The sequence below is a fragment of the Bradyrhizobium sp. Mp27 genome, assembly GCF_029953005.1.
In the GTDB taxonomy this organism is placed as follows: Bacteria; Pseudomonadota; Alphaproteobacteria; order Rhizobiales; family Xanthobacteraceae; genus Bradyrhizobium; species Bradyrhizobium barranii.
Genome location: NZ_JASAUS010000027.1, coordinates 17660 through 38537 on the forward strand (window position 1 = coordinate 17660; position 20878 = coordinate 38537).

The 20878-nt window shown below is 65.4% G+C and carries 17 protein-coding genes; 9 read left to right on the top strand and 8 right to left on the bottom strand.

Annotation, left to right across the window (positions count from 1 at the left end):
• The first annotated feature begins 114 nt into the window (after positions 1-114).
• The 4 genes from QJT78_RS16530 (at position 115) to QJT78_RS16545 (ending at position 8804) form a co-directional block, all read left to right on the top strand.
• Complete coding sequence (locus QJT78_RS16530; RefSeq protein WP_038942717.1) at positions 115-6558, top strand: non-ribosomal peptide synthetase; 6444 nt, start codon at positions 115-117, stop codon at positions 6556-6558.
• Positions 6559-6700: 142 nt separating this feature from the next.
• Positions 6701-6877, top strand: a complete 177-nt coding sequence (locus tag QJT78_RS16535; RefSeq protein ID WP_166082146.1) for a hypothetical protein — start codon at positions 6701-6703, stop codon at positions 6875-6877.
• Positions 6878-7095: 218 nt separating this feature from the next.
• The gene (locus QJT78_RS16540) at positions 7096-7827 is read left to right on the top strand and encodes a 4'-phosphopantetheinyl transferase superfamily protein (protein ID WP_028149560.1); all 732 of its coding nucleotides are present in this window, start codon (positions 7096-7098) and stop codon (positions 7825-7827) included.
• Positions 7824-8804, top strand: coding sequence for an LLM class flavin-dependent oxidoreductase (locus QJT78_RS16545; protein ID WP_038942719.1), 981 nt, complete (start codon positions 7824-7826; stop codon positions 8802-8804). The genes QJT78_RS16540 and QJT78_RS16545 overlap by 4 nt, the downstream gene beginning before the upstream one ends.
• Here the strand turns inward: QJT78_RS16545 and QJT78_RS16550 are convergent.
• Genes QJT78_RS16550 through QJT78_RS16560 form a run of 3 tightly spaced genes read right to left on the bottom strand, consistent with a single transcriptional unit; the run spans position 8801 to position 11839 of the window.
• Positions 8801-9640, bottom strand: coding sequence for an ABC transporter ATP-binding protein (locus QJT78_RS16550; RefSeq protein ID WP_049807526.1), 840 nt, complete (start codon positions 9638-9640; stop codon positions 8801-8803). The genes QJT78_RS16545 and QJT78_RS16550 overlap by 4 nt on opposite strands.
• The gene (locus QJT78_RS16555; RefSeq protein ID WP_038942722.1) at positions 9637-10437 is read right to left on the bottom strand and encodes an ABC transporter permease; all 801 of its coding nucleotides are present in this window, start codon (positions 10435-10437) and stop codon (positions 9637-9639) included. Before QJT78_RS16555 ends, QJT78_RS16550 begins: the two co-directional genes overlap by 4 nt.
• A 4-nt stretch (positions 10438-10441) precedes the next feature.
• Positions 10442-11839: an ABC transporter substrate-binding protein gene (locus QJT78_RS16560; RefSeq protein ID WP_085965563.1), complete on the bottom strand. Its 1398-nt coding sequence runs from the start codon at positions 11837-11839 to the stop codon at positions 10442-10444.
• Between QJT78_RS16560 and QJT78_RS16565 the strand changes: the two genes are divergently transcribed.
• Entirely contained in the window at positions 11805-11981 is a 177-nt protein-coding gene (locus QJT78_RS16565; RefSeq protein WP_162136495.1) for a hypothetical protein, read from the top strand. The genes QJT78_RS16560 and QJT78_RS16565 overlap by 35 nt on opposite strands.
• Before the next feature lie 331 nt (positions 11982-12312).
• Positions 12313-13005, top strand: a complete 693-nt coding sequence (locus QJT78_RS16570) for a Crp/Fnr family transcriptional regulator (RefSeq protein ID WP_049807527.1) — start codon at positions 12313-12315, stop codon at positions 13003-13005.
• A 180-nt stretch (positions 13006-13185) separates the two neighbouring features.
• Here QJT78_RS16570 and QJT78_RS16575 read toward each other — a convergent pair whose 3' ends face one another.
• The 3 genes from QJT78_RS16575 to QJT78_RS16585 form a co-directional block, all read right to left on the bottom strand.
• Entirely contained in the window at positions 13186-14211 is a 1026-nt protein-coding gene (locus QJT78_RS16575) for a histone deacetylase family protein (RefSeq protein ID WP_028149554.1), read from the bottom strand.
• A gap of 127 nt (positions 14212-14338) precedes the next feature.
• Entirely contained in the window at positions 14339-15280 is a 942-nt protein-coding gene (locus QJT78_RS16580) for an SMP-30/gluconolactonase/LRE family protein (RefSeq protein WP_028149553.1), read from the bottom strand.
• Entirely contained in the window at positions 15237-17303 is a 2067-nt protein-coding gene (locus QJT78_RS16585) for a PQQ-dependent sugar dehydrogenase (RefSeq protein WP_038942723.1), read from the bottom strand. Before QJT78_RS16585 ends, QJT78_RS16580 begins: the two co-directional genes overlap by 44 nt.
• Before the next feature lie 207 nt (positions 17304-17510).
• Here QJT78_RS16585 and QJT78_RS16590 point away from each other — a divergent pair, with 207 nt between their 5' ends.
• Together QJT78_RS16590 and QJT78_RS16595 are read left to right on the top strand one after the other, a co-directional pair.
• A complete protein-coding gene (locus QJT78_RS16590) occupies positions 17511-17744 on the top strand; it encodes a hypothetical protein (protein ID WP_014497658.1) in 234 nt (77 codons plus the stop codon).
• Between the two features lie 9 nt (positions 17745-17753).
• Positions 17754-17930, top strand: a complete 177-nt coding sequence (locus QJT78_RS16595; protein ID WP_193375921.1) for a hypothetical protein — start codon at positions 17754-17756, stop codon at positions 17928-17930.
• A gap of 150 nt (positions 17931-18080) precedes the next feature.
• On the opposite strand, the gene QJT78_RS16600 is transcribed toward QJT78_RS16595, so the two are convergent.
• Positions 18081-18854: an enoyl-CoA hydratase-related protein gene (locus tag QJT78_RS16600; protein WP_028149550.1), complete on the bottom strand. Its 774-nt coding sequence runs from the start codon at positions 18852-18854 to the stop codon at positions 18081-18083.
• A 127-nt stretch (positions 18855-18981) separates the two neighbouring features.
• On the opposite strand from QJT78_RS16600, the gene QJT78_RS16605 reads away from it, so the two are divergent.
• Complete coding sequence (locus QJT78_RS16605; protein WP_028149549.1) at positions 18982-20571, top strand: gamma-glutamyltransferase; 1590 nt, start codon at positions 18982-18984, stop codon at positions 20569-20571.
• Between the two features lie 3 nt (positions 20572-20574).
• Here the strand turns inward: QJT78_RS16605 and QJT78_RS16610 are convergent, their stop codons facing one another.
• Positions 20575-20826, bottom strand: a complete 252-nt coding sequence (locus QJT78_RS16610) for a hypothetical protein (RefSeq protein ID WP_281460265.1) — start codon at positions 20824-20826, stop codon at positions 20575-20577.
• Positions 20827-20878: the final 52 nt, after the last annotated feature.

Below are 20878 nucleotides of genomic sequence, written 5' to 3' on the forward strand. Positions count from 1 at the left end.
CTCCGTCGAAGGGCTTTAGGCCCCTCAACCACAGATTTTGGGGCCCGAACTTCACCTCAGACTGGACGCGTTCCTTAAGTCTTGGGAAGAATAGCTCAATCAGATCAAAAGGGAATGGCATTGTCCCACATTGCATCCGTAGCGGGAGAGGATTCGGACAGCGCAGGCGCCGAAACCAGGACGTTTGCCGATATCGGCGGCCTTCTCGACTTTTATGCGCGCAAGACGCCGGCGGCGCCGGCTCTCCTCGCGCCGGGCCGGCCGGCCCTCACCTACGGCAAGCTGGGTGAGTTGATCCAGCAACTGGTCCGCACCCTGCGGGGGCTCGGCATTGCCCCTGCCGACCGGATCGCCGTTGCGCTGCCGCGCGGCGCCGACAGCGCGCTGGCGCTGATCGCGGTCGCCTCAGCCGGCGCCTGTGTCCCCGTCAATCCCGATCTGACGGCCGACGAGCTGCAACGCTATTTCAGCGAAATGAAGCTGACCGCGCTCGTCACCCGGGCCGACATGAACTCACCGAGTCGTGATGTCGCGAAGGCGCTCGATATCGCGGTGATCGATTTCGTGCCGGGGCCGGACGACAATCTCGGCGGCTGCGCGTTTATCGGCCCGGCGGTCGGGCCAGCGAACACCAGCGGCGCCTCGCGCGGCGACGATGACGCCTTCATCCTGTTGACGTCGGGCACGGCGGCGCGGCCGAAAATGGTGCCGCTGACGCAGCGCAATGTGTGCCTGTCCGCATACAACGCCGGCCGCGTGCTGTCGCTCGCAGCCCACGACCGCCTGCTCAATGCCCTGCCGCTGTTTCACGCCCATGGTCTGATCTCCGGCCTGCTGACGGCGCTGGCCGCGGGCTCCAGCGTGATCTGCACCAACGGTTTCGACGCATTGTCCTTCTTCGGCTGGATGCGGGAGCTGCGACCGACCTGGTACACGGCGGTGCCGACCATCCATCGCGCGCTGCTGACGGCGGCCGAGGCCGACCCGGACCGCGCCCGCTCGTCGTCGCTGCGCGTGATCCGCTCGGCCTCATCCTCGCTCGCGCCCGCGATCCTGAACGGGCTGGAGGCGATGTTCGGCGTTCCCGTGCTCGAGACCTACGGCATGACGGAAGCGGCCTCGCAGATCTCCGCCAATCCGTTCGAGCTGCGCAAGGTCGGATCGGTCGGCCGTGCTGCGGGCCCGGAGATCGCGATCATGGACGGGGCGGGCCGCACGCTTGCGAGCGGCGAGCATGGCGAGATCATGCTGCGCGGGCCGAACATGAGCCGCGGCTATTATAATGACGAGGCGGCGACACGGGCCGCCCTCCGCAACGGCTGGTTTCGGACCGGCGACCTCGGCTATCTCGACGCCGACGGCTATCTCTTCATCGTCGGCCGCATCAAGGACGTCATCAACCGCGGCGGGCAGAAGATCTCGCCCCTGGAGGTCGAAGAGGTCCTGCTGAGCCATCCGGCGGTGCTGGAGGCCGGCGTGTTCGCCGTCCCGCACCAGAAACTCGGCGAAAACGTCGCCGCCGTCGTGGTGCTGCGCCCGAATTCCGAAGCAACCCCGGACCAGCTTCGGCAGTTCGCGCGCAAACGTCTTGCGGCCTACAAGGTGCCGAGCCTGATCCGCGGCGTGGCCGCACTGCCGAAGGGCGCAAGCGGCAAGGTCAAGCGCAACGCGCTGGCCGATCTGATCGCAACCGCGGAGCATGGCGTCGAAGCGCAATTGCCGCGCAACGCGCTGGAGACCCAGCTCGCGGGGATCTGGGCCGGTCTGTTGGAGCTGCCGCAGGTCGGCATCGACCAGGATGTCTTTGCGCTCGGCGCGGACTCGCTCGCGGCGACGCAGATGCGCTCGCGCTTGCGCGAACGCTTCAACGTCGACCTCTCCTTCGAGGACATCTTCGATTGCGCCACGGTCTCGGCGCTTGCGGCCCGGATCGAGACCGCTACAACCCATCGCGAGACGATGGTGCCCGCATGGCGCCAGGCGGCGCCAGCAGACGCGCCGCTGTCGTTCCAGCAGCAGCGGATGTATGTGCTCTCGCGGCTCGATCCGACCCGTTACAATTACAACGTCGTCGAGGTCGCCGTTCTCAAGGGCCTGGTCGACGTCGCCGCGCTTTCTGCGAGCCTCGCCTCGATCTGCGCGCGCCACGAGGCGCTGCGCTCGGTCTTCATCGAACGCGAGGGCGAGCCGGCGCAGCGGGTGCTGCAATCACCTCCGCGATTCGAGCGGATCAAGCTCAAGCCCTGCGCCGCGGACAAGCAGGGCGCAATCATCCGGCGCGAGGCGCTCGAGCTCGCGCAATATCCGTTCGACCTCGCGCGCGAGCCGCCGCTGAAGGTCACCCTGCTGTCGTTCGACAAATCCAGCCACGCGCTGGTGGTCAACGTCCATCACCTCGTCACCGACGGCTGGTCGCAGCGGCTGTTCTGGGAGGAGCTTGCCGCCCATTATTCCGCTGCACGCAAGATGAGCGCGGTGACATTGCCCTCGCCCGCCTTCCAGTATCGTGACTTTGCGCTATGGCAGCAGAGCTGGGCTCAGACGCCGGCGGCGAAGGAGCAGCTCGATTACTGGCGGATCCAGCTCGACGGTGTCACCACGCTGCCGCTGCGGACCGACCGGCCACGGCTGGAGGTCTGGAGCGGTCACGGCGCCCGTCACTATCTCGAATTCTCCAAGGCAATGTCGGCGGATTTGAGAGCCCTGAGCCAGGACCAGGGCGTCACGCCTTTCATGACGCTGCTCGCGGCTTTCCAGTGCCTGTTGTTCCGCCACACCGGACACGAGGATGTCGCGACGGGATCGCTGATCGCCAACCGCAACCAGATCGAGAGCGAGCGACTGATCGGGCTGTTCGCCAACACCCTGATCCTACGCAACGATTTCGGCGGCGATCCGGGTTTTGGCGAAATGTTGCGGCGGGTGCGGCAGGTCACACTGGATGCCTACCGCAACCAGGACCTCCCGATCGAGGAAGTGCTGCGCGCGCTGCAGATCGCGCGCCGGAGCGACGGCAATCCGCTGTTCCGGATCATGTTCATCCTCCAGAACGCCTCGATCGAGGCGGCACGTTTTCCCGGCCTGTCGACGCGGCGGCTGGAGGTCGACCCGAAGGTCGCGCGTTTCGACATCACGCTCGAACTGGTCGAGGCCGACGGCCGCTTCACCGGCTTCTTCGAATACGCCACGGACCTGTTCGACGCGGCGACCATCGAAGGCATGGCCGCTCAGTTCAAGACCCTGCTCAAGGCCGTGATCGCCAATCCGGAGCAGCGCATCTCGCGCCTGCCGCTCCTGACGGAGGCCGAACGCCGGCAGTTGCTGGCGAAAGGCCAGGGAGTGGTGGCCAATTTCACCACGCGCGGCAATCTTTGCGAACGCCTCGAGCGCCAGGCGAAGAAGACACCGAACGCGATCGCGGTCTCCGATGGCCGCACCTCCCTGACTTATCGCGAGCTGGCGCGCCGTAGCCAGGCCGGCGCGCGCTGGCTCGCGCGCGAAGGTGTTGGCGCCGAGAGCGTTGTCGCCTTGCTTGCGGATCGCGGGCCCGACCTGCTCGCCGCGATGATCGCCGCGCAGCGCGTGGGTGCAGCCTTCCTCAATCTCGATCCCGACCAGCCGCCGGCGCGGCTTGCGACCATCCTCGGATCGAGCTGCGCCCGCATGCTGCTGACCGGGCGCGCCCAGTCGGCCATGGTCGAGGCGCTGCTCGAACCGCTGGTCGAGCGCATCCATGTCGCCGAGCTCGAGGACGCGATCGCACCCGGATCGACCAAGCCGGCGCGCGCCGCGCGGCGCGCGGCTGCGAGCCTCGCCTATCTCATCTACACATCCGGCTCCTCCGGCGCGCCGAAGGGCGTCATGATCGAGCAGCGCGGGCTGTCGAACCATCTGGCGTCGCTCATTTCCGAGCTTGGCCTTACGGCCAGGGACGTGATCGCCCAGACTGCGCCGCAGAGCTTTGTCATCTCGGTCTGGCAGTTCCTTGCCGGTCCCATGGTCGGCGCGCGCGTCCATGTCTGCGCCAATGCAATCGTGCAGGACCCGATCCTGCTCGCGCGGGAGATCGAGCGTGAAGGCATCAGCGTGCTCGAGATCGTCCCGTCGCTAATGCGGGTGATCCTCGACCGCATGGACGACGCGCAGGTCCAGCGCGCCTTTGCGGGATTGCGCCTCCTGATCTCGACCGGCGAGCCGCTGCCCGTCGATCTCTGCCGCGCCTGGTTCGCGCGCTGCCCGAAGGTGCCGCTGATCAACGCCTATGGCGCGTCGGAATGTTCCGACGACGTCTCGCTGCATCGCCTGACCAAAGCGCCGGCGGCGGCGACGAGCAACGTCCCGGTCGGCGCGCCGCTGCCCAACACCCAGCTCCATGTGCTCGATCAAAACCTCCAGCCGCTGCCGGTCGGCGTGACCGGCGAGCTCTGCTTCGGCGGCGCCGGTGTCGGCCGTGGCTACATCAACGATCCCGCGCAGAGCCGGCAGCGTTTCCTGCCCGATCCGTTCTCGCGCCAGGAAGGCGCGCGGCTTTACCGGACCGGCGACCTCGCACGCCGCCGCGCCGACGGCACCATCGAATGCCTCGGCCGCGCCGACCATCAGGTCAAGGTCCGGGGCTACCGTATCGAGCTCAAGGAGATCGAGAACGCGCTTGCCGACCATCCCGCGGTGCGCGCCGGCATCGTCGAGCCGCGCCGCGAGGCGAGCGGCGATGTCAGGCTGATCGCCCATATCGTCGCAAGGGCCGGCAGCCAGAGCAGCGCCAGCGAACTGCGCGACTTCCTGAAGAGCCGGCTGCCCGGCCATGCCATCCCGTCCGCATTCCTGTTCCTGGACCAGATGCCGCTCAATGCCCATGGCAAGATCGACCGGTCGGCGCTGCGGGCGCCCGCGCAGCAGGAGGTCTCCGGACCGGACGCCGCTGTGCCGGCGCGGCACTTCACCGAAAAAGTGCTCGCGGACATCTGGGTCGACCTGCTGAAGGTCGAGAGCCTCGGCGTGACCGATAATTTCTTCGATCTCGGCGGCCATTCGCTGCTGGCGGGCCAGGCGATGGCGCGCGTCGCCCGTGCGCTCGGGGTGTCGCTGCCGATCAAGACCATCTTCGAGGCTCCGACGATCGAAGAGCTCGCCCGGCGGGTTGACGAGGCCGTGGCAGCAAAGCCGCGCAAGCCGGCGACAGGCATGCTGCGGCCTGCTGAAAGCGGGCTCCCAACGCTCTCGATCGCACAGGACCAGATGATGCGGATCGAGCAGAACCTGCCGGGCTTGCCGCTGTTCAACCTGCCCTTTGCCTTCCGCCTCCAGGGCCCACTCGATCCGACCACCCTCGCGCAGGCGTTCGGCGACATCGTGCGGCGCCACGAATCGCTGCGGACCGGATTCGGCCGGAGCGGCGAAGAGCCCGTCAGTCGCATCGCTACACCCGGCGAGCTCGGACCGGCCCTCACGATCGAGGTCATCGGCGACGGACACCCCCACGACAACAAGCGCCGCAAAGCCCTCGAACTCAGGAAGATCGATCTCCTGATCGAGCAGGAGACCTACGCCCCGTTCGACACCGCGCGGCCGCCGCTGTTGCGGGCGCGGCTGTTGCGGCTCCATGCCGACGATCATGTGCTGCTGCTGACGCTGCATCATGCCATTGCCGACGGCTGGTCGATCGGCGTGCTGTTCGAGGAGCTGTCCAACCGCTATGCGGCGCTGGCCGGGCGTCCGTCCGTGCCGCTGCCGAAACTGCCGCTCGCCTTTTCGGACGTCGCCCGCTGGCAGCGCTGGTGGTGCGGCACCGACGCCGCCCGCCGCCAGGCCGCCGACTGGACGGAGAATCTGCGCGGCGCGGCCCCCGTCTTCGACGGTGAAGCAAGCCCCGGCGCGTCCACCGGGCATTACCCCGTCAGCCTCGAGCGCGAGCTGATCGGCCGGCTCACGGCGTTCGCCGGCCGGCATAACAGCACGCTGTTCATGTGCCTTCTCACCGGCCTGAAAGCCCTGCTGCTGGCGCAGACCGGCCGCAACGACATTTCGGTCGCCACCGCCATGGCCAATCGCGCCCAGCCGGATACCGACCGGGTCGTCGGTCCGTTCGAGAACACGGTGATCGTCCGTACCCGAATCACGCCGGAGCTGTCGTTCGCGCAAGCCCTGGCCCGGGTGCGCAAGAGCGTGCTCGACGCCCATGCGCGCCAGGAGCTGCCGTTCAACATCCTGGCCGACCATCTGGAGCAGGAGGGGATCGATCCGGCCTCACTGCTCCAGGTCTATTTCACCCTGCAAAATCCACTGCGCCAGCCGCTCGATCTGGCTGACGTCGCGATCGAATCGATCGGCAACGTCGCGCGCGAAGGCCAGCCGGTGCTGCCGATCGACCAGACCTGGCTGTCGCTGATGCTCAAGGAACGCCCTACCGGAATCACCGGCTCATGCAATTACAAGGGCGAGCTGCTCGATGGCCGCAGGGTCGGTGAGTGGATGGCGAATCTCGTCGCGCTGCTGGATGCGGCCGTCGCCCACCCAAACACGCCGCTCGGCCGATTACTTGCTCGCAGGGCGGCATGACCGGCTGTACGGGACGGGAGAATACGGGTTCACTCGCCAAAGCTGTGCATGACCAAGTTGCATCTTGATTATTTGGCGCCAGCGCGCAAGATTATTCTCTCGATTTGATTTGGACGATTATTTTCAACCGGGGGAGTATGTTATGGGTTTCATCAAATTTACCAAGGGTACCTCGTTGAGCGACAAGGACCGCAAGGCCCTGCAAAAGCTGCTGGGCGCCGAGAAGAAGAAGCTCCAGTCCGCGCTCAAGGATGTCGACGCCAGCCTTTCGATGCTGGGCGGAGCGAAGAAAGCCAAGAAGAAGAAGAAGAAGAAGTAAGGACCGTCGGCCGGGACGCCGCACGAATCCTCAGGCTTCATTTTCCGGATATGGGCCGCTCGCTCGTCGAGTTGGGGTCTCGCACAAGCTTGCGCCTGTAAACCGGCCTGCAAATCGACAAGAAATTGCCCGGGTGGACCGTTAGAAGCGGTCCGCTCAGTTGATTCTTCCGTCAGGGCCGGAGACTTGGCCTCCGCCTGACGCCATGGGCCTTATTGATGGCAGACGACAGAATTGAACTGTTTGTCGGACTGATCGAGACCATTGACGCCCCGGGCGCAGTCGATGCGTGCCGACGCCTGCTCTCGGTCGACGAACGGATCCGCGCCGATCGCTTCATGTTCGAGCGGCATCGGCGGCAGTATATCTTCGCGCACGCGATGCTGCGCCTGGCGCTGTCGCAGGCCGCGCCGAACGTCGCACCCACCGATTGGTCCTTCGGGGCCGGTCGCTACGGGCGGCCGTTTGTCGCGGCGCCCGCAACCTCGACCGCGCTGCATTTCAGCCTTTCCCATGCCGATGGCTGCGTTGCCTGCGTTGTGTCCCGGCATGAGACCGTCGGCGTCGACGTCGAAACCGTGTCACGGCGTGTCGCGCCACTGTCCACCGCGCTTCGCTTCTTTGCGCCGGAGGAGGTCGAAACGTTGCGCGGACTGCCGGAGCCCGCCGCGATCGAGCGCTTTTTCGACTATTGGACGCTCAAGGAGGCCTATCTGAAGGCAAGGGGTTTTGGGCTCAATCTGCCGCTCGACGCTTTCGCGATGCAGGTGTCCCGCGAGGCCATCGAGATCAGCTTCAAGCCCGATATCGTCGACGATCCGCATGCATGGCGCTTCTCGCTGTGCTCGCCGTCGCCCTCGCATCGCCTCGCGATCGCCGACGGCTCCCGCGCGAACGGCGGCCTTCCCATCACCCGCAATTCCTGGCCGTTCCAGGAAGCGGCTGAATGACGCCCCCGCGGCTGCGCGTCTTTCCCGCGATCTCGCGCAACCGCGATCCCAAGAAATATGTCGGCGAGCTGATGCGGGTGGCACAGTTCGCCGACCGCAACGGCTTCGAAGGCATCCTGCTGTTCGAAGGCAACGACGTGTTCGTCGAGCCCTGGGCGATGGCCCAGCACATCATGGGTGAGACCACGCGAAGCTCGCCGCTGATCGCGGTCAATCCGGTCTACATGCACCCGTTCACCGCGGCAAAATTCGTCTCGTCCTTTGCGCAGCTCCACGCCCGCAAGGTCTATCTCAACATGATCACGGGGACCGCGGTCAGCGACCTGCAGGGGCTGGGCGACGAGCAGTCGCATGCCGACCGCTACATCAGGCTCGGCGAATTCGTCGCGCTGATGCGCCAATTGCTGGAAAGCCCCCGCCCGGTGAATGTCGAGGGCCGGTTCTACCGCGCGAGCAATCTGCAGCTTCGCCCGCGCCTGCCGGCGGAGCTGATGCCGGAATTCCTGGTCGCGGGCCAGTCGGAGGCTGCACAGCGCGTGGCGAAGGAGACCGGTTGCATCAAGATGCAGATGCTGCCGCCCGATCTCGATCGCGGCCTCGATGCGCCCGGAATGAACTTTGGCATCTTCGCCCGCGAGGGACGCGACGAGGCACGGCAAGCCGCGAAGGCACGCTTCCGCGACAATCCCGATGATCGCGAGCTGCTCGCGCTCACCGTGGAGAACAGCGATTCAGTGTGGAAGCGGCGGCTCTATGACGGCCAGAGCGGCGAGCTCGCGGACAATGGCTACTGGCTGCTGCCGTACCTCACCTTCCAGGCCGACTGCCCCTATCTCGTCGGCAGCTACGCCGAGATCGGCGCAAAGCTGAGGGATTTTGCGGCGAAGGGCCTGACCACGATCATGCTCGACATGGTCGCCGACGAGGCCGAGATGCAGCACGTCTGCAAGGCGCTCGCGGCGAGCGGGATGTTCTAGGACGGCACGCCGAGCGGACTGAGCCGCGCCAATGGCTCGCTGCCCTCCGGCCGCCGCAAGAGCTGCATGACATGGCGCTTCAGGCGCACGAACTCGGGTTCGGTCACGAGATCGTGGCTGCGTGGCCGCGCGAAAGGCAGCACGACATCCTCGATCACCCGGCCGGGTCTTGCGCTCATCACGACGATGCGATCCGCGAGGAACAATGCCTCGTCGATGTCGTGGGTGACGAAGACCGTGGTGGTCGGGATCTTGCTCCAGATGTCGAGCAGGACCTCCTGCATCATGCCGCGCGTCTGCGCGTCGAGCGCGCTGAAGGGCTCGTCCATCAGCAGCACCCGCGGCTGGTTGATCAGGACCCGCGCGATTTCCACGCGCTGCTGCATACCGCCCGACAATTGCGCCGGATAGAACGCCTCGAAGCCGGAAAGACCGACCAGCTTCAGGATCGCGTCGGCGGCGCGGTCGCGCTCCCTCCTCGCGAGGCCCCGCATCTTCGGGCCGAAGGCGACATTGTCACGCACCCGCTTCCAGGGAAACAGCGTGTGCTGCTGAAACACCATACCCCGGTCCGGGCTCGGGCTCTGGACCTGCTGGCCGTCGACCGTGAGACGGCCGGCCGTGATCGGCAAATGCCCGGCCAGCGCGCCGAGCAGCGTGGATTTGCCGCAGCCAGAGGGACCGAGGATGCAGATGAGCTCGCCCGGCGCAATCGCGACATCGAGACCGCTCGCCGCTTCAAATGCGTCGCCGCCCGATCCGAGCGAAATCGAGACATCGGCGAAATCGATCCGACCGACGCTCTTCGTGCCGATATCCGCGACCCGAATGTTCATCGCACCACCTTCGGGCTACGCCAGGGCATCAGAAGCCGCCCGGCCGTCGTCAGCAGCCAGCTCGATCCCATGCCCAGCAAGCCGATGATCAGCATGCCGACGATGATGTCGGCGTAGTTCTGGAGCGTGTAGGCTTCCCAAGTGTAATAGCCGATGCCGAACTGGCCCGAGATCATCTCCGCGGTGACGAGGCAGAACCACGAGGTGCCCATGCCGATTGCAAGCCCCGTGACGATGCTGGGCGCGGCGTCCGGCAGCACGACCTCCCTCAGGATCGCCAACTCCCCCGCGCCGAGGCTGCGGGCGGAGGCAACCAGCCGGCGGTCGACATTCGCGACACCGTGGACGGTGTTCAGCACGATCGGAAACAAGGCACCGATGAAGGTGATGTAGATCATCGAGAGTTCGGACGACGGAAAGATCAGGATCGACAGCGGTATCCACGCCACCGCCGGAATCGGCCGCAGCAATTCCAGCGGCGGCAGCAGAAGATCGTTCGCGGCGCGTGACCGGCCGATGGCAAAACCAAGGATCACGCCGATCACCACCGCCGCCCCGTAGCCCGCGAACACGCGCCAGAGGCTACTGGTGATATGTGCCGTCAATTTCGGCGAACGAAACAGGGCGAGCGCGGATTGAACGACCTCGACCGGCGGCGGCACGTTGCGGAAGGTCACGATCCCCAGATTGAGATGCGTTGTCGAAGCGACCTGCCACAGGGCAATGCAGGCCATGATCGAAAGGCCGCGGACCATCCAGCGGATGCTCGCAGGCCGCGCCTTGATAATGGTGGCCATCGCCTCACCGGCTCGCGACGAGGGACTCGCGCGCGGCCGCGAAGTCGAGCACTGCGCCACCGTTCTTCTTCGACCAGCCCTCGGCCGCCTGCTTGAGCAGGAACGCGCTCAACTCGCCCTTGGAGGATCGCACGAACCAGGCCTGGTTTGCGAACAGCTTGATGCCGCTTTCGCGATCCTGCGCGTAGACGACGCGGATGGTCTTGCCATCCTTCTCGAGGCCCGCGAGCGCCTTCAGCGCGTTCTCGGGCGAGGCATAGTGGCGTACATGAGCTTCATCCTTGACCCAGATCTGCGCGACGCGGCTGAAGTCGCTGATCTGGTCACCCGTCGCCGCATCCTTGGCTTTCAGCGGAAGCTGCGCGTAGTTCTTCAACTCGGCGTCATAGTCCCGCCCCGCCTGCGCGGTCGCAACGCGGATGAACTTGTCGGTGACGAACTGGTTGATATCGAGATCGCTGTCCGCGCGCTTGAGCAGCTTCAGCGTCTTGATCGAGGTTGCGACCGCCTGGCGGTACTCCGGCTTCCAGGTGACGTCGCGGGTCTGAAGTCCGAGCGGGCCGTGGAAGAGATAGTCGACCTCCGCCTCGATGCCGGTCACCTTCGCGATCAGCTCGCTGTACTTCTCCGGCTCTTCCGCGATCAGGCGATCCGCTTCCAGTGCTGCGCGCAGATAAGCGACGACGATCTCGGGATATTTCTCGGCATAATCGGCATCGACCAGCCCGCCGTGGAATGTCGGGGCATTGGCCTGCGCGCCGTCAAAGATCTTGCGCGCGAAGCCGCGCCACGGGAACAGTTCGGCGAACGGAACGAAGTCGGCATGCGCCTCGATCTTGCCGGCCTGCAAGGCCGGCCCCGCAACCTCCGGCGCCTGCGTGATGATGTTGACGTCGGTCTCGGGATTCCAGCCCTTGGCCTCGATCGCGCGGAGCAGCATGCCGTGCGACGTCGAGGCGAAGGGAACCGAGATGGTCTTGCCTTTGAGCTCATCGAGCGATTGCACCGGCGAGTTCGACGGCACCACGATGCCGTTGCCACTGCCCTTGGTGCTGCCGGACAGCACGCTGATGAAGAGGCTGCGGCGGCCAGCCTTCTGGAACGCCACGCCGTTCAGCGAACCCGGAAAGTCAGCCATCGCGCCGAAGTCGAGCTTGCCTGCGACCATCTCGTTGGTGAGCGGCGCGCCGCTGGTAAAATTCTTCCACTGAATGTCGTAGGTGACATCCTTGTACTTGCCGTCATGGGGCAGAAATTTCTCGAGCAGCTTGAGCTCGCGAATGAGCAGTCCGCCGGTCGCGCAATTGATCGTCGTGTCCTGCGTTCCGACCGCCACACGGATCGTCTCCGCCTGCGACGGAGTGAACATGGCGACGGTGATGGCCACGATGGCCGCACTCATTCTCAAAGAGCTGAAATCGATCATCGAACTGTCCTCGGAGGCCGGGCGCATGCCGGCGACGATGCCAGCCGGCACTATCGAAGGCGCGGCGCAATGCTTGAAGCAATTACTTGCATCGCCAAGGAGACAGCTCGCGTCGTGAATCCGTCGCACAACAGCGCAAAGGATTTTCTCAAGACCGACCCATCGGCAGAGGAATCATTCCGTCGCCAATCGCCGTACATATCAAGCTTTGCTAAGTGATTTGGAACGATCGCAAAGAGATGGACATCGCACCATCGCCGCACTTACCTATTCGCAGGCCCCTGGAGAGCTGACGGATTGCGATGACCATACTCAAGGAAGCTGCCGCGACCGAGCCTGCCGCTTTCGCCGACCGGCCTCACGCGGGCGTTCCGTTCGACTGGACCGACCACAAGAAGACGCGGCGAATCCGCAGCACACGTGCAAGGCCCGCAAGCTCGGCTCTGTTCATGAGCGAGACCATCGACGGGCTGAATGCCGGCGCGCATTTCCTCGACCGCTTGTCCGCGCCGGAGCAGGCGCGCGTGCACGCGGCCGGCCGCATCATCACGGTGCCGCAGGGCGAAATGGTATTCAGCCAGGGCGATGGCCACGACGGCATCTTCATCATCCGCCGCGGACAGGTGCGGGTCTATTACACCGCGCCGTCGGGACGCGAGATCACGCTCGCCTACTGGACGCCGGGACATTTCATCGGAGGCCCCGAGATATCCGGCGGTGGCATTCACATGTGGTCGGGCATTGCCATCGAGGCCTGCGAGATCACGACACTCTCCGGCCCCGCGCTCGAGAAGCTGTTGACCGGCATGCCTGCCTTCGCGCTGGCGCTGATCGACGGTCTCATCGCCAAGGGCAAATGCTACTCCTCGATGGCGCAGATCCTCGGCACGCGCTCGGTGATCGAGCGGCTGGCGCAGTTCCTGCTCACGCTGTCGGAGTTGCACGGCACGGCCGATGGCGACACCATCATCATCAACCGCAAGATCACCCATGACCAGATCGCCGCCATGGTCGGCTCGACCCGGCAATGGGTGACGATGATGCTGAAGCGTTTCCAGAACCGCCGCATCATCGCCATCGACGGCAGCACCATCCGGATCAGGCGGATCGATCTGCTGGAGCAGATCCTTTTCAAGGATTGAGATGCATCTGTCCGCGAGAGCGCTGAAACTTCCACGACGTCATGGCCGGGCTTGTCCCGGCCATCCACGCCTTATCACACGGCACGAAGAACGTGGATGCCCGGGACAAGCCCGGGCATGACGACCTCTCGTAAACGTTCACAGACGATCGCCGGCCGCATGTGGGGAGAGGCGAAGAGTTCACCGCGCCTCTTCGAATCCCGCCAGCACCGACGTCAAATTCGCGCCCAGAATATCCGAGAGATAGCCGCCCTCCTGCACGAACACGGTCGGCAGGCCCAGCTTCGCGATCGCCTGGCCGATGCGGCGGAAGCCCGGCGTGGTGACGGCGAGGCCCTTCAGTGGATCATGCTCGGAGGCATCTAAGCCGAGTGCGATGACGAGGGCGCCGGGGGCAAAGGATTCGATCGCCCTGCGCGCGACGTCCATCGCCTGGATGTAGCCGTCGTCGCCAGTGCCGATGGCCAGGGGGATGTTGAGATTGGCGCCGAGGCCGGGTCCTTCGCCGCGCTCGTGTGCGTAGCCCCACACATAAGGATAGTACGCGATGGGGTCGGCGTGGATCGACACCGTGTAGACGTCAGGGCGTGCGTAGAAGATACCTTGCGTGCCGTTGCCGTGATGGACGTCGACGTCCAGGATCACGACGCGCTCGTGCTTCAGTCGTAGATGCGCCGCAGCGATCGCGCTGTTATTGAGGAAACAGAAGCCGCCGGCCATGTCGCGGTAGGCGTGATGACCGGGCGGGCGGCAGAGCGCATAGGTCGCATCCTCGCCGTCCATCACCATCTGCGCTGCCGTGACCGCAACGTCGGTGGCGGCGCAGGCCGCGGCCCACGTGCCGGGACCGATCGGCGCCGCGGTATCGGCGGTGTGCCAGCCGAGCTTGCCGACGATATGGGTCGGATAGGTCGCGGCATGGCGCACGGGATGGATGTTGCCGATCATCTCCGGGCCGGAATCGCCGAGCGCGGTCCAGGCGTCCCAGGCTTCGCTGAGGAACGACAGATATTCCGGGCTGTGAATCCGCGCACGCGGCCCCTGCCCGAATGTCGTCGGTCCGACCAGCTGATGCTTGCCGTCCTTCAACCCCTTGAGCAGGCGATCGGCGCGCTCGGGCTGCTCCGTGGTGCGCTTGACGACACCGCGAACCAGGAAGAATTGCGGATCGTGGCTGCGATGCAGTTCGGTATGGACGGCTTTCACTCAAACACTCCGTGGTCGCGTTGACGGTGCCCACAGATGTCTAAATGCCTGCGGCGGCCAGATGCAAGCAAGAAGAATGCCGCCGCTTTGGTGCTGCTCTGCGCCAAGGGCAGACCGCCCGTGACGCTCAGCAGCGCCCGCGCTGGAGGCAGTGCTCGCGGCCCTGCTGGTCGGTGCGGAAGGACTCGACGAAGCCGCCCTGACGCTGGGTGACGAAGACGGTCTTGCCGTCGCTGCCGCCGAAGGCGAGATTGGTCGGCTCCTTGCCCTTCAGCGCGATCTCGCGCTCGACTGCACCATTGGGCTTCATCAGCGCGATGGTGCCCTTGAGGATGCGCGCGACATAGAGACGGCCGGCGACGTCGGTGCGCAGGCCGTCGACGGTGTCGGGCTGAAAGGCTTTGACGAGTTTTGCGCCGGTGAGCTCGTTGCCGCGGACGGTGTAGGACCAGATTTCGCCGCTGCTGGATTCCCCGACATAGAGCGTCTTGCCGTCAGGGCTGAGGTCGATGCCGTTGGTGGTGCCCATCGCGCGCGGCGCCGACATCACCTGCCCCTGCACCGTGCCGTCCGCGGATTTGGCGATGCGCCAGATGTGGCCTTCCCTGCCCTTCCAGTTCGGATCGCTCGCATAGATCGTGCCGTCGCGCGCGACCGTGATGTCGTTGGGTTGGTTCATCTCGTCGGAATGAAACCAGACGACGGGCTCGCGCGTGCCCTTCGCGATCGCGAAGATGTTGTGCTTCTTGTAGTCGGCAATGAACATGGTGCCGTCACGCGCAAAGCGGATGGCATTGCCGACGCTGCCCGCGGGCAGTGCCGTGAATTGCTCCGAAGCCGCGCCGCCCGCCGGCAGCTTGCCGATGGTGCCGGGCTTGCCAAAGTTGACCACGAAGAGATTGCCGTCGAGATCGGCGGCCGGCCCTTCTATGCCGAAGGTGTATTCGCCCGGCGGCGTCACCTGCACGCTTTCGAACAGCTTTGTTTCAGCATGGGCCGGCGATGCCGCGATGACGAGAAGGACGCTACTGCACAGGCACCAGAAATTCCTGCCGGATGTAATAGCCATCGTCGTCGCTGCACTCGCCGTTCAGATAGGGATCGGCAGGCCGGAAGAATCGGCTGAAGCCGAGTTTGTCTACAGCGCTCCTTTGTGTCACGACAACGACCTTTGCGGCCGGTATTTCGCCGCATTCCTTGTTGGTCTTGCCAAAGAACTTGCGCTGCGGCGGGCCGGACTTGATCCGCATCCGCGTGCCCGGAACCATTTTCGCAACCAACAGGTCCGCGGTATCGAGCAGGCGCGTGTAACCAGGTTCGGTCCTGGGCAGGCTTTCGCCGCCCGGCGGCATCAGCTTCTCGGCGCCGATACCGCGCAGCCGCGTGCGCAGCTTGCCGGAGCCTGGATCACCCGGATAGATCCAGCCGTCCTGCGACAGCATGAAGCGTAGCACTGTCGCGTCCTTTTCCGCATTCGATTGCCCTGCCTTCAGGCCGAAATCCGAGTGGCAGCCGACGCAGTGCTTTTCGACGAGGCCCTTGCGCAGCGTGGTGAGCCGGATGCTGTTCTGCGCGTCTTTTGCGACGAAGGCGGCAAGCTGATCGATCAGCGCCTGGCTGCGCATGTCGCAAGGCAACGGCGGCGGATCGCCAGCAGCGCGATCGATGCGGATTACCGTCTGGTTCTTGTCCTCGACCAGCCAGATTGCGCCGTCCTCTGCGACCGTCATGCCGACGGGCGCGCCCTGCGGCCGCGCGCCGTTGACGCGGTGCCAGCCTGCGATCAGTTCGTCGAATGGCGCGGCGGCGACGTCGCCGGCGTCGGTCTGAAAGCTGTGGGTCGGATCGGCCGCGCAACTGACGTGGTAGCGCACCGGCGCCGGGGCGGTCTTCGGGAAGCCATGGTCGTCGACGTCATAGACGAGGACGCGGCTGCCGGTCGGACGATAGCCATGCAGGCCGACCAGCAGCTTGCCTTCCAGCTCCGGGAATTTCGCGCCGTGATAATAGAGCATCGCGAGCGGCGCGCCGTGCGGCGGCATCAGCGAGAACGGTGCCTTGTAGAGCGCACTGGCCGTGCAGAGCGACTTGTAGACCCCGGATTGCAGCACGAGCTTGAATTCGGGGCTCGGCGTCGACAGGTCGTAGCAATAGGGCCAGCCATAATGCCTGCCCTGCTCGATCGCGTTGATCTCCTCGTTCGGCTTGAAGATGTCGGGCAGATCGCGGCCGTTCTCGCCTTGCAGGAAGGCGTAGCCGGCATCGGGAAAATTCGGATGCAGCGCCAGCGCCATCGAATTGCGCAGGCCGCGCGCATAGACGGTGTGCGGCGGGTCCGGATCGGCCGCCCTCAGCGCCGGGAAGGTGCCGCCCGCGGGCGGTGTGAACAGCCAGATCGAGGCCATCGCGGACGCGCCCTCGGCCGCCGCGCATGGTTTTGTGATCGGCGCCGACGTGATGCAGTCGTCGCTGTGCGAGCCGACATTGACGAACAGCCGCCCGTTCCTGTCAAAGACGAACTGCTTGAGCGGATGCGCGCTCTCGTCGAGCCTGGTGCCGTCAGGCAATGTGATCCGGCGACCGGGCATGTGCCGGATGATGGTCTCGATCGTGCTGCGGGGATTGTCGGCGAGCGGATCGAACCGGAAGATCGTCTCGGCGGTCGAGGCGTACAACTTCTTGTCCGGGCCAATCACGAGGCCGAACGGATATTCGATGGCGGTCAGCAACTCCTTGAACCGCTGCCCCTGGGGCGCGCGGGGATCGAGCAGCAGCAGTCGTCCATCGGTGTGGCCCCAGCCCCCCATGTCGGCGACCACGAACAAGTCACGACCCGGCACCTGGATGATCGAGCGCGGAAATTTCAGGCGATCCTCTTCGCTGGCGACGAGACCGGCGCAGAATCCCGCCTTCATGTCGATCTGGATTCTGGGAAAGGCGAGATCACCGCTGCCGCAGGTTTCGGTGCCGATCGCGTAGCCGCTTTTCCTCACCGGCTCGGAGGAGGCTCCCGGGGCAAGACCGAACAGCACTCCGGCGACGATCGCCGCAAGCAGGCTTCGGCGTTCATGCCAGAATGTGAGCTGGTTCACGGCGATCCCCCGTACTTTCGGTCCAAAGTTGTTCCATGCCACGGGAACGCCGTCCAGTTGATCATCACCCCCCTGTGATCAAACCCGCTCGGGCCTTCGCAGCGACCAATCTCCGTAGATTCCCTTACCGGGCTCGCCCCGAATGTTTCGCGAAGGCCTCGGGTGGTATCGATTTGCCATCCCAGTCGCTCCCGACAGGAGACGCATATGGTCCAGGTCTATTTCCACTGCTCCAACACCGAAGGCACGCTGATCGATCGCAGCGGCACCGCGGTGGCCAGCCTGACCGAGGCGCGTGACCGTGCGGCCCAGATCATGCACTCGATGATCTACACCCCGGGTGCCGAAGACTGGCGCGACTGGGTGATCCATGTCAGCGGCTCCGACGGCGAGGAGATCTTCGACCTTCCCTTCACCGCCATGCTCGGCAAGCCGCATTGAGGTGATGCCGTGCTGTTCGCTTCCCTGACCCTGCTCTGCCAGCCCCTCAACTTCGTCGCCACCAAGTGGCAGAAGCTGGTGCGGCTCGCAGGCAACCCCTACCGCCCCGAGCTTCACTACATGCGCGGGCCTGGCCCGAAATGGCACGCCAAATATCAGGCCAGCCGGCTGGATCGCGGGCTTTGAACGCGGCGGCTTCGCCGCTTTCCTGTTGAACACTGTCTATCCGTCGTCATGGCCGGGCTTGTCCCGGCCATCCACGTTCTGATGACGCAAAGACGTGGATGCCCGGGTCAAGCCCGGGCATGATGAGTACGAGGGAAAGCGGTTCCTTCCTCACTTGCCCGTAAACTTCGCCTTGCGCTTCTCGACGAAGGCGGTGCGGCCTTCGATGGCGTCGGCGCTCTTGCGGATCGTGGCCTGAACCTCGATCTCGCGGCGGAACTGCGCCTCGTAAGCCGCATGCTCGCTCTCCTCGACAAGCGCACGCGTTGCGACCAAAGCGCGCGTCGGGCCGTCCGCCAGACGGCGCGCCAGGGCCAGCGCCTCGTCCATCAGCTTCGCATCGTCGACGACCTGACGCACCAGGCCGATCTCCTGCGCGCGTTCGGCCGTCAGGGGCTCGTTCAGCAACATCAGCTCCAGCGCGCGCTGCCGGCCGACCAGCCGCGGCAGCAGCCAGGTCGAACCGAGATCAGGCACCAGGGCGATGCGGCTGAACACCTGGATGAAGCTCGCCGACCGCGCCGCAACAATCATGTCGCCGGCCATCGCGAGACTGAAGCCGCCGCCGGCCGCGACGCCGTTGACGGCGACCACGACAGGCACGCGGCATTCGCGCAACGCCTTGAACGCGGGCCAGTAGAAGCGCATCACGCCGGCGGCGATGTCCTCGCCCAGCGCTTCCGACGCCTTCAAATTCTGTCCTGAGCAAAATCCGCGCCCCGCGCCGGTGAGGATCAGTGCGCGAATGCCCTCATCCCCAGTCATCTCGGCGACGGCGGCAGCGAGCGCGCCGAGCAGGTCCGGCGTCATCGCGTTCAGGCTTGCCGGCTCGTCGAGCGTCAAGATCCCAACCGCGCCATCCCGCGCCTGTTTCACACCAGCCATGTCGCGTCTCCCTTTGGATTTTCTCGTTGGCGGCAATGTGCCATCCTTCGCGCACCCCGCCAATGCTGCAGCTTCCGCGTCAGCGCAACGAAGCCAGAACAGCCGAATCCAGAGATAAGACGACATCATGCCTCATCAGTTCAGCCTCGCCCAAGCCGTCCGCAAGCCCGCCGTCACATCCAAGGGCGGCATCGTCGCCTCGCAATCGCGGCGCGCGGCCGAAGTGGGGGCGCAGGTGCTGGCGGCAGGGGGCGACTGCGTGGACGCGATCGTCGCGACCACCTTCGCGCTGAACGTGCTGGAGCCCTGGAACAGCGGCATCGGCGGCGGCGGCGCCATGGTGCTCTACCGCGCCAAGGAAAATCGCACCGAGGTGATCGACTACGGCATGTGCGCGCCGCAGAGCCTGCGCACCACCGACTACCCGCTCAGCGGCGAAGGCGCGGCCTCCGATCTGTTTCCGTGGCCGCGGGTGAAGGACGATCGCAACATTCACGGCCCCGGCTCGGTCGCCGTGCCCGGCGTCGTCGCCGGCATGGAGGAGGCGCATCGCCGCTACGCCAAGATGCCGTGGAAGGATCTGGTCGCGCCGGCCGCCGCGCTCGCCGGGGAAGGCCTGCTGGTCGATTGGTGGACCACGCTGACGATCGCGGCATCGGCAGCCGATCTCAGGCGCTATCCCGCGAGCGCGGCCGCCTTCCTGAAGGATGGCCTGCCGCCGAGCGCGCCGTGGGGCATCAAGTCCGAAACGCGGCTGCCGCTGGCCACGTTGAAGGCAACGTTGTCGCACCTCGCTGCCGCCGGTCCGCGCGATTTCTACCAGGGCGATCTCGCCAAAAGCATCGCATCCGACATCAAGGCCGACGGCGGCTCGCTGTCGGTGGAGGATCTCGCCGCGTTTCGCGCCCATCTGCGCGAGCCGCTGGCGATCCCCTATCGCGACGGCAAGGTGTATGCAACGCCGGAGCTCACGGCCGGACCGACAATGGCGCATGCGCTGCGGCTGTTGCAGCAAGGCCTGAAGCCGGGAAGCGTACCCGACGCGACCACCTACAGCGAATATGCGCTCGCCTTGCAAGCAGCCTTCCGCGAGCGGCTCAAGGACATGGGCGATGCCGACGGCAAGCGCTCGCTCGGCGCCGAATATCTGGCGCCCGCCTGCACCACGCATTTCTCCGTGGTCGACCGCCACGGCAACATCGCCGCTGTGACGCAGACGCTGCTCTCGTCCTTCGGCTCGAAATACGTGACGCCGCACACCGGCATCGCCATGAACAACGGCATCATGTGGTTCGATCCGACGCCGGGCACCACCAACTCGCTCGCTCCTGGGAAGCGCTGCCTCTGCAACTACACGCCCGTCATCGCCGAAACGAAAGACGGCAAGCGTCTCGCGGTCGGCGCCTCCGGCGGCCGCCGCATCCTGCCGTCGGTGATGCAGCTCGTGTCCTTTGCGATGGATTTCGGCATGGACCTCGATGCCGCCATCCACCAGCCGCGCATCGACGCCAGCGAAGGCGCGGTCGTGATCGGCGATATCAGACTGCCGGCGGACGTGCGCAAGACACTTGCCGCACGCTTCGATTATGAAGAGACGCAAGTGCAGGCCCTGCCGCAGAAGTTCGCCTGCCCCAGCGTGGTGATGCGCGAGGGCGATACGAATTCCGGCGCAGTCGAGATCTTCCAACCCTGGGCCGACGCTGTCGCCGAATCCTGAGCGTCACGACTCCTCCGCATTTGCACGCGACACCGCGATCGATGTTCGTTCGTCGAACGCCAGATGCGTGCCTAACAGGAGAGATTTCGGATGAAGAAACTTGCGCTCGCCGCAACACTGATCATCGCGGCCGGCTTTACCATGCCAAACGCCGCATTCGCCAAGGGCGGCCACGGACATGGTCACGGCCATGGCCATGGCCATGGCCATGGCCATGGTCACGGCCATCATGGCGGATACCATGGACACCGCCATGCCACTCCTCCCGGATGGCACCACGGGCGCAAGGTCGGCTGGCGCGGCAGGG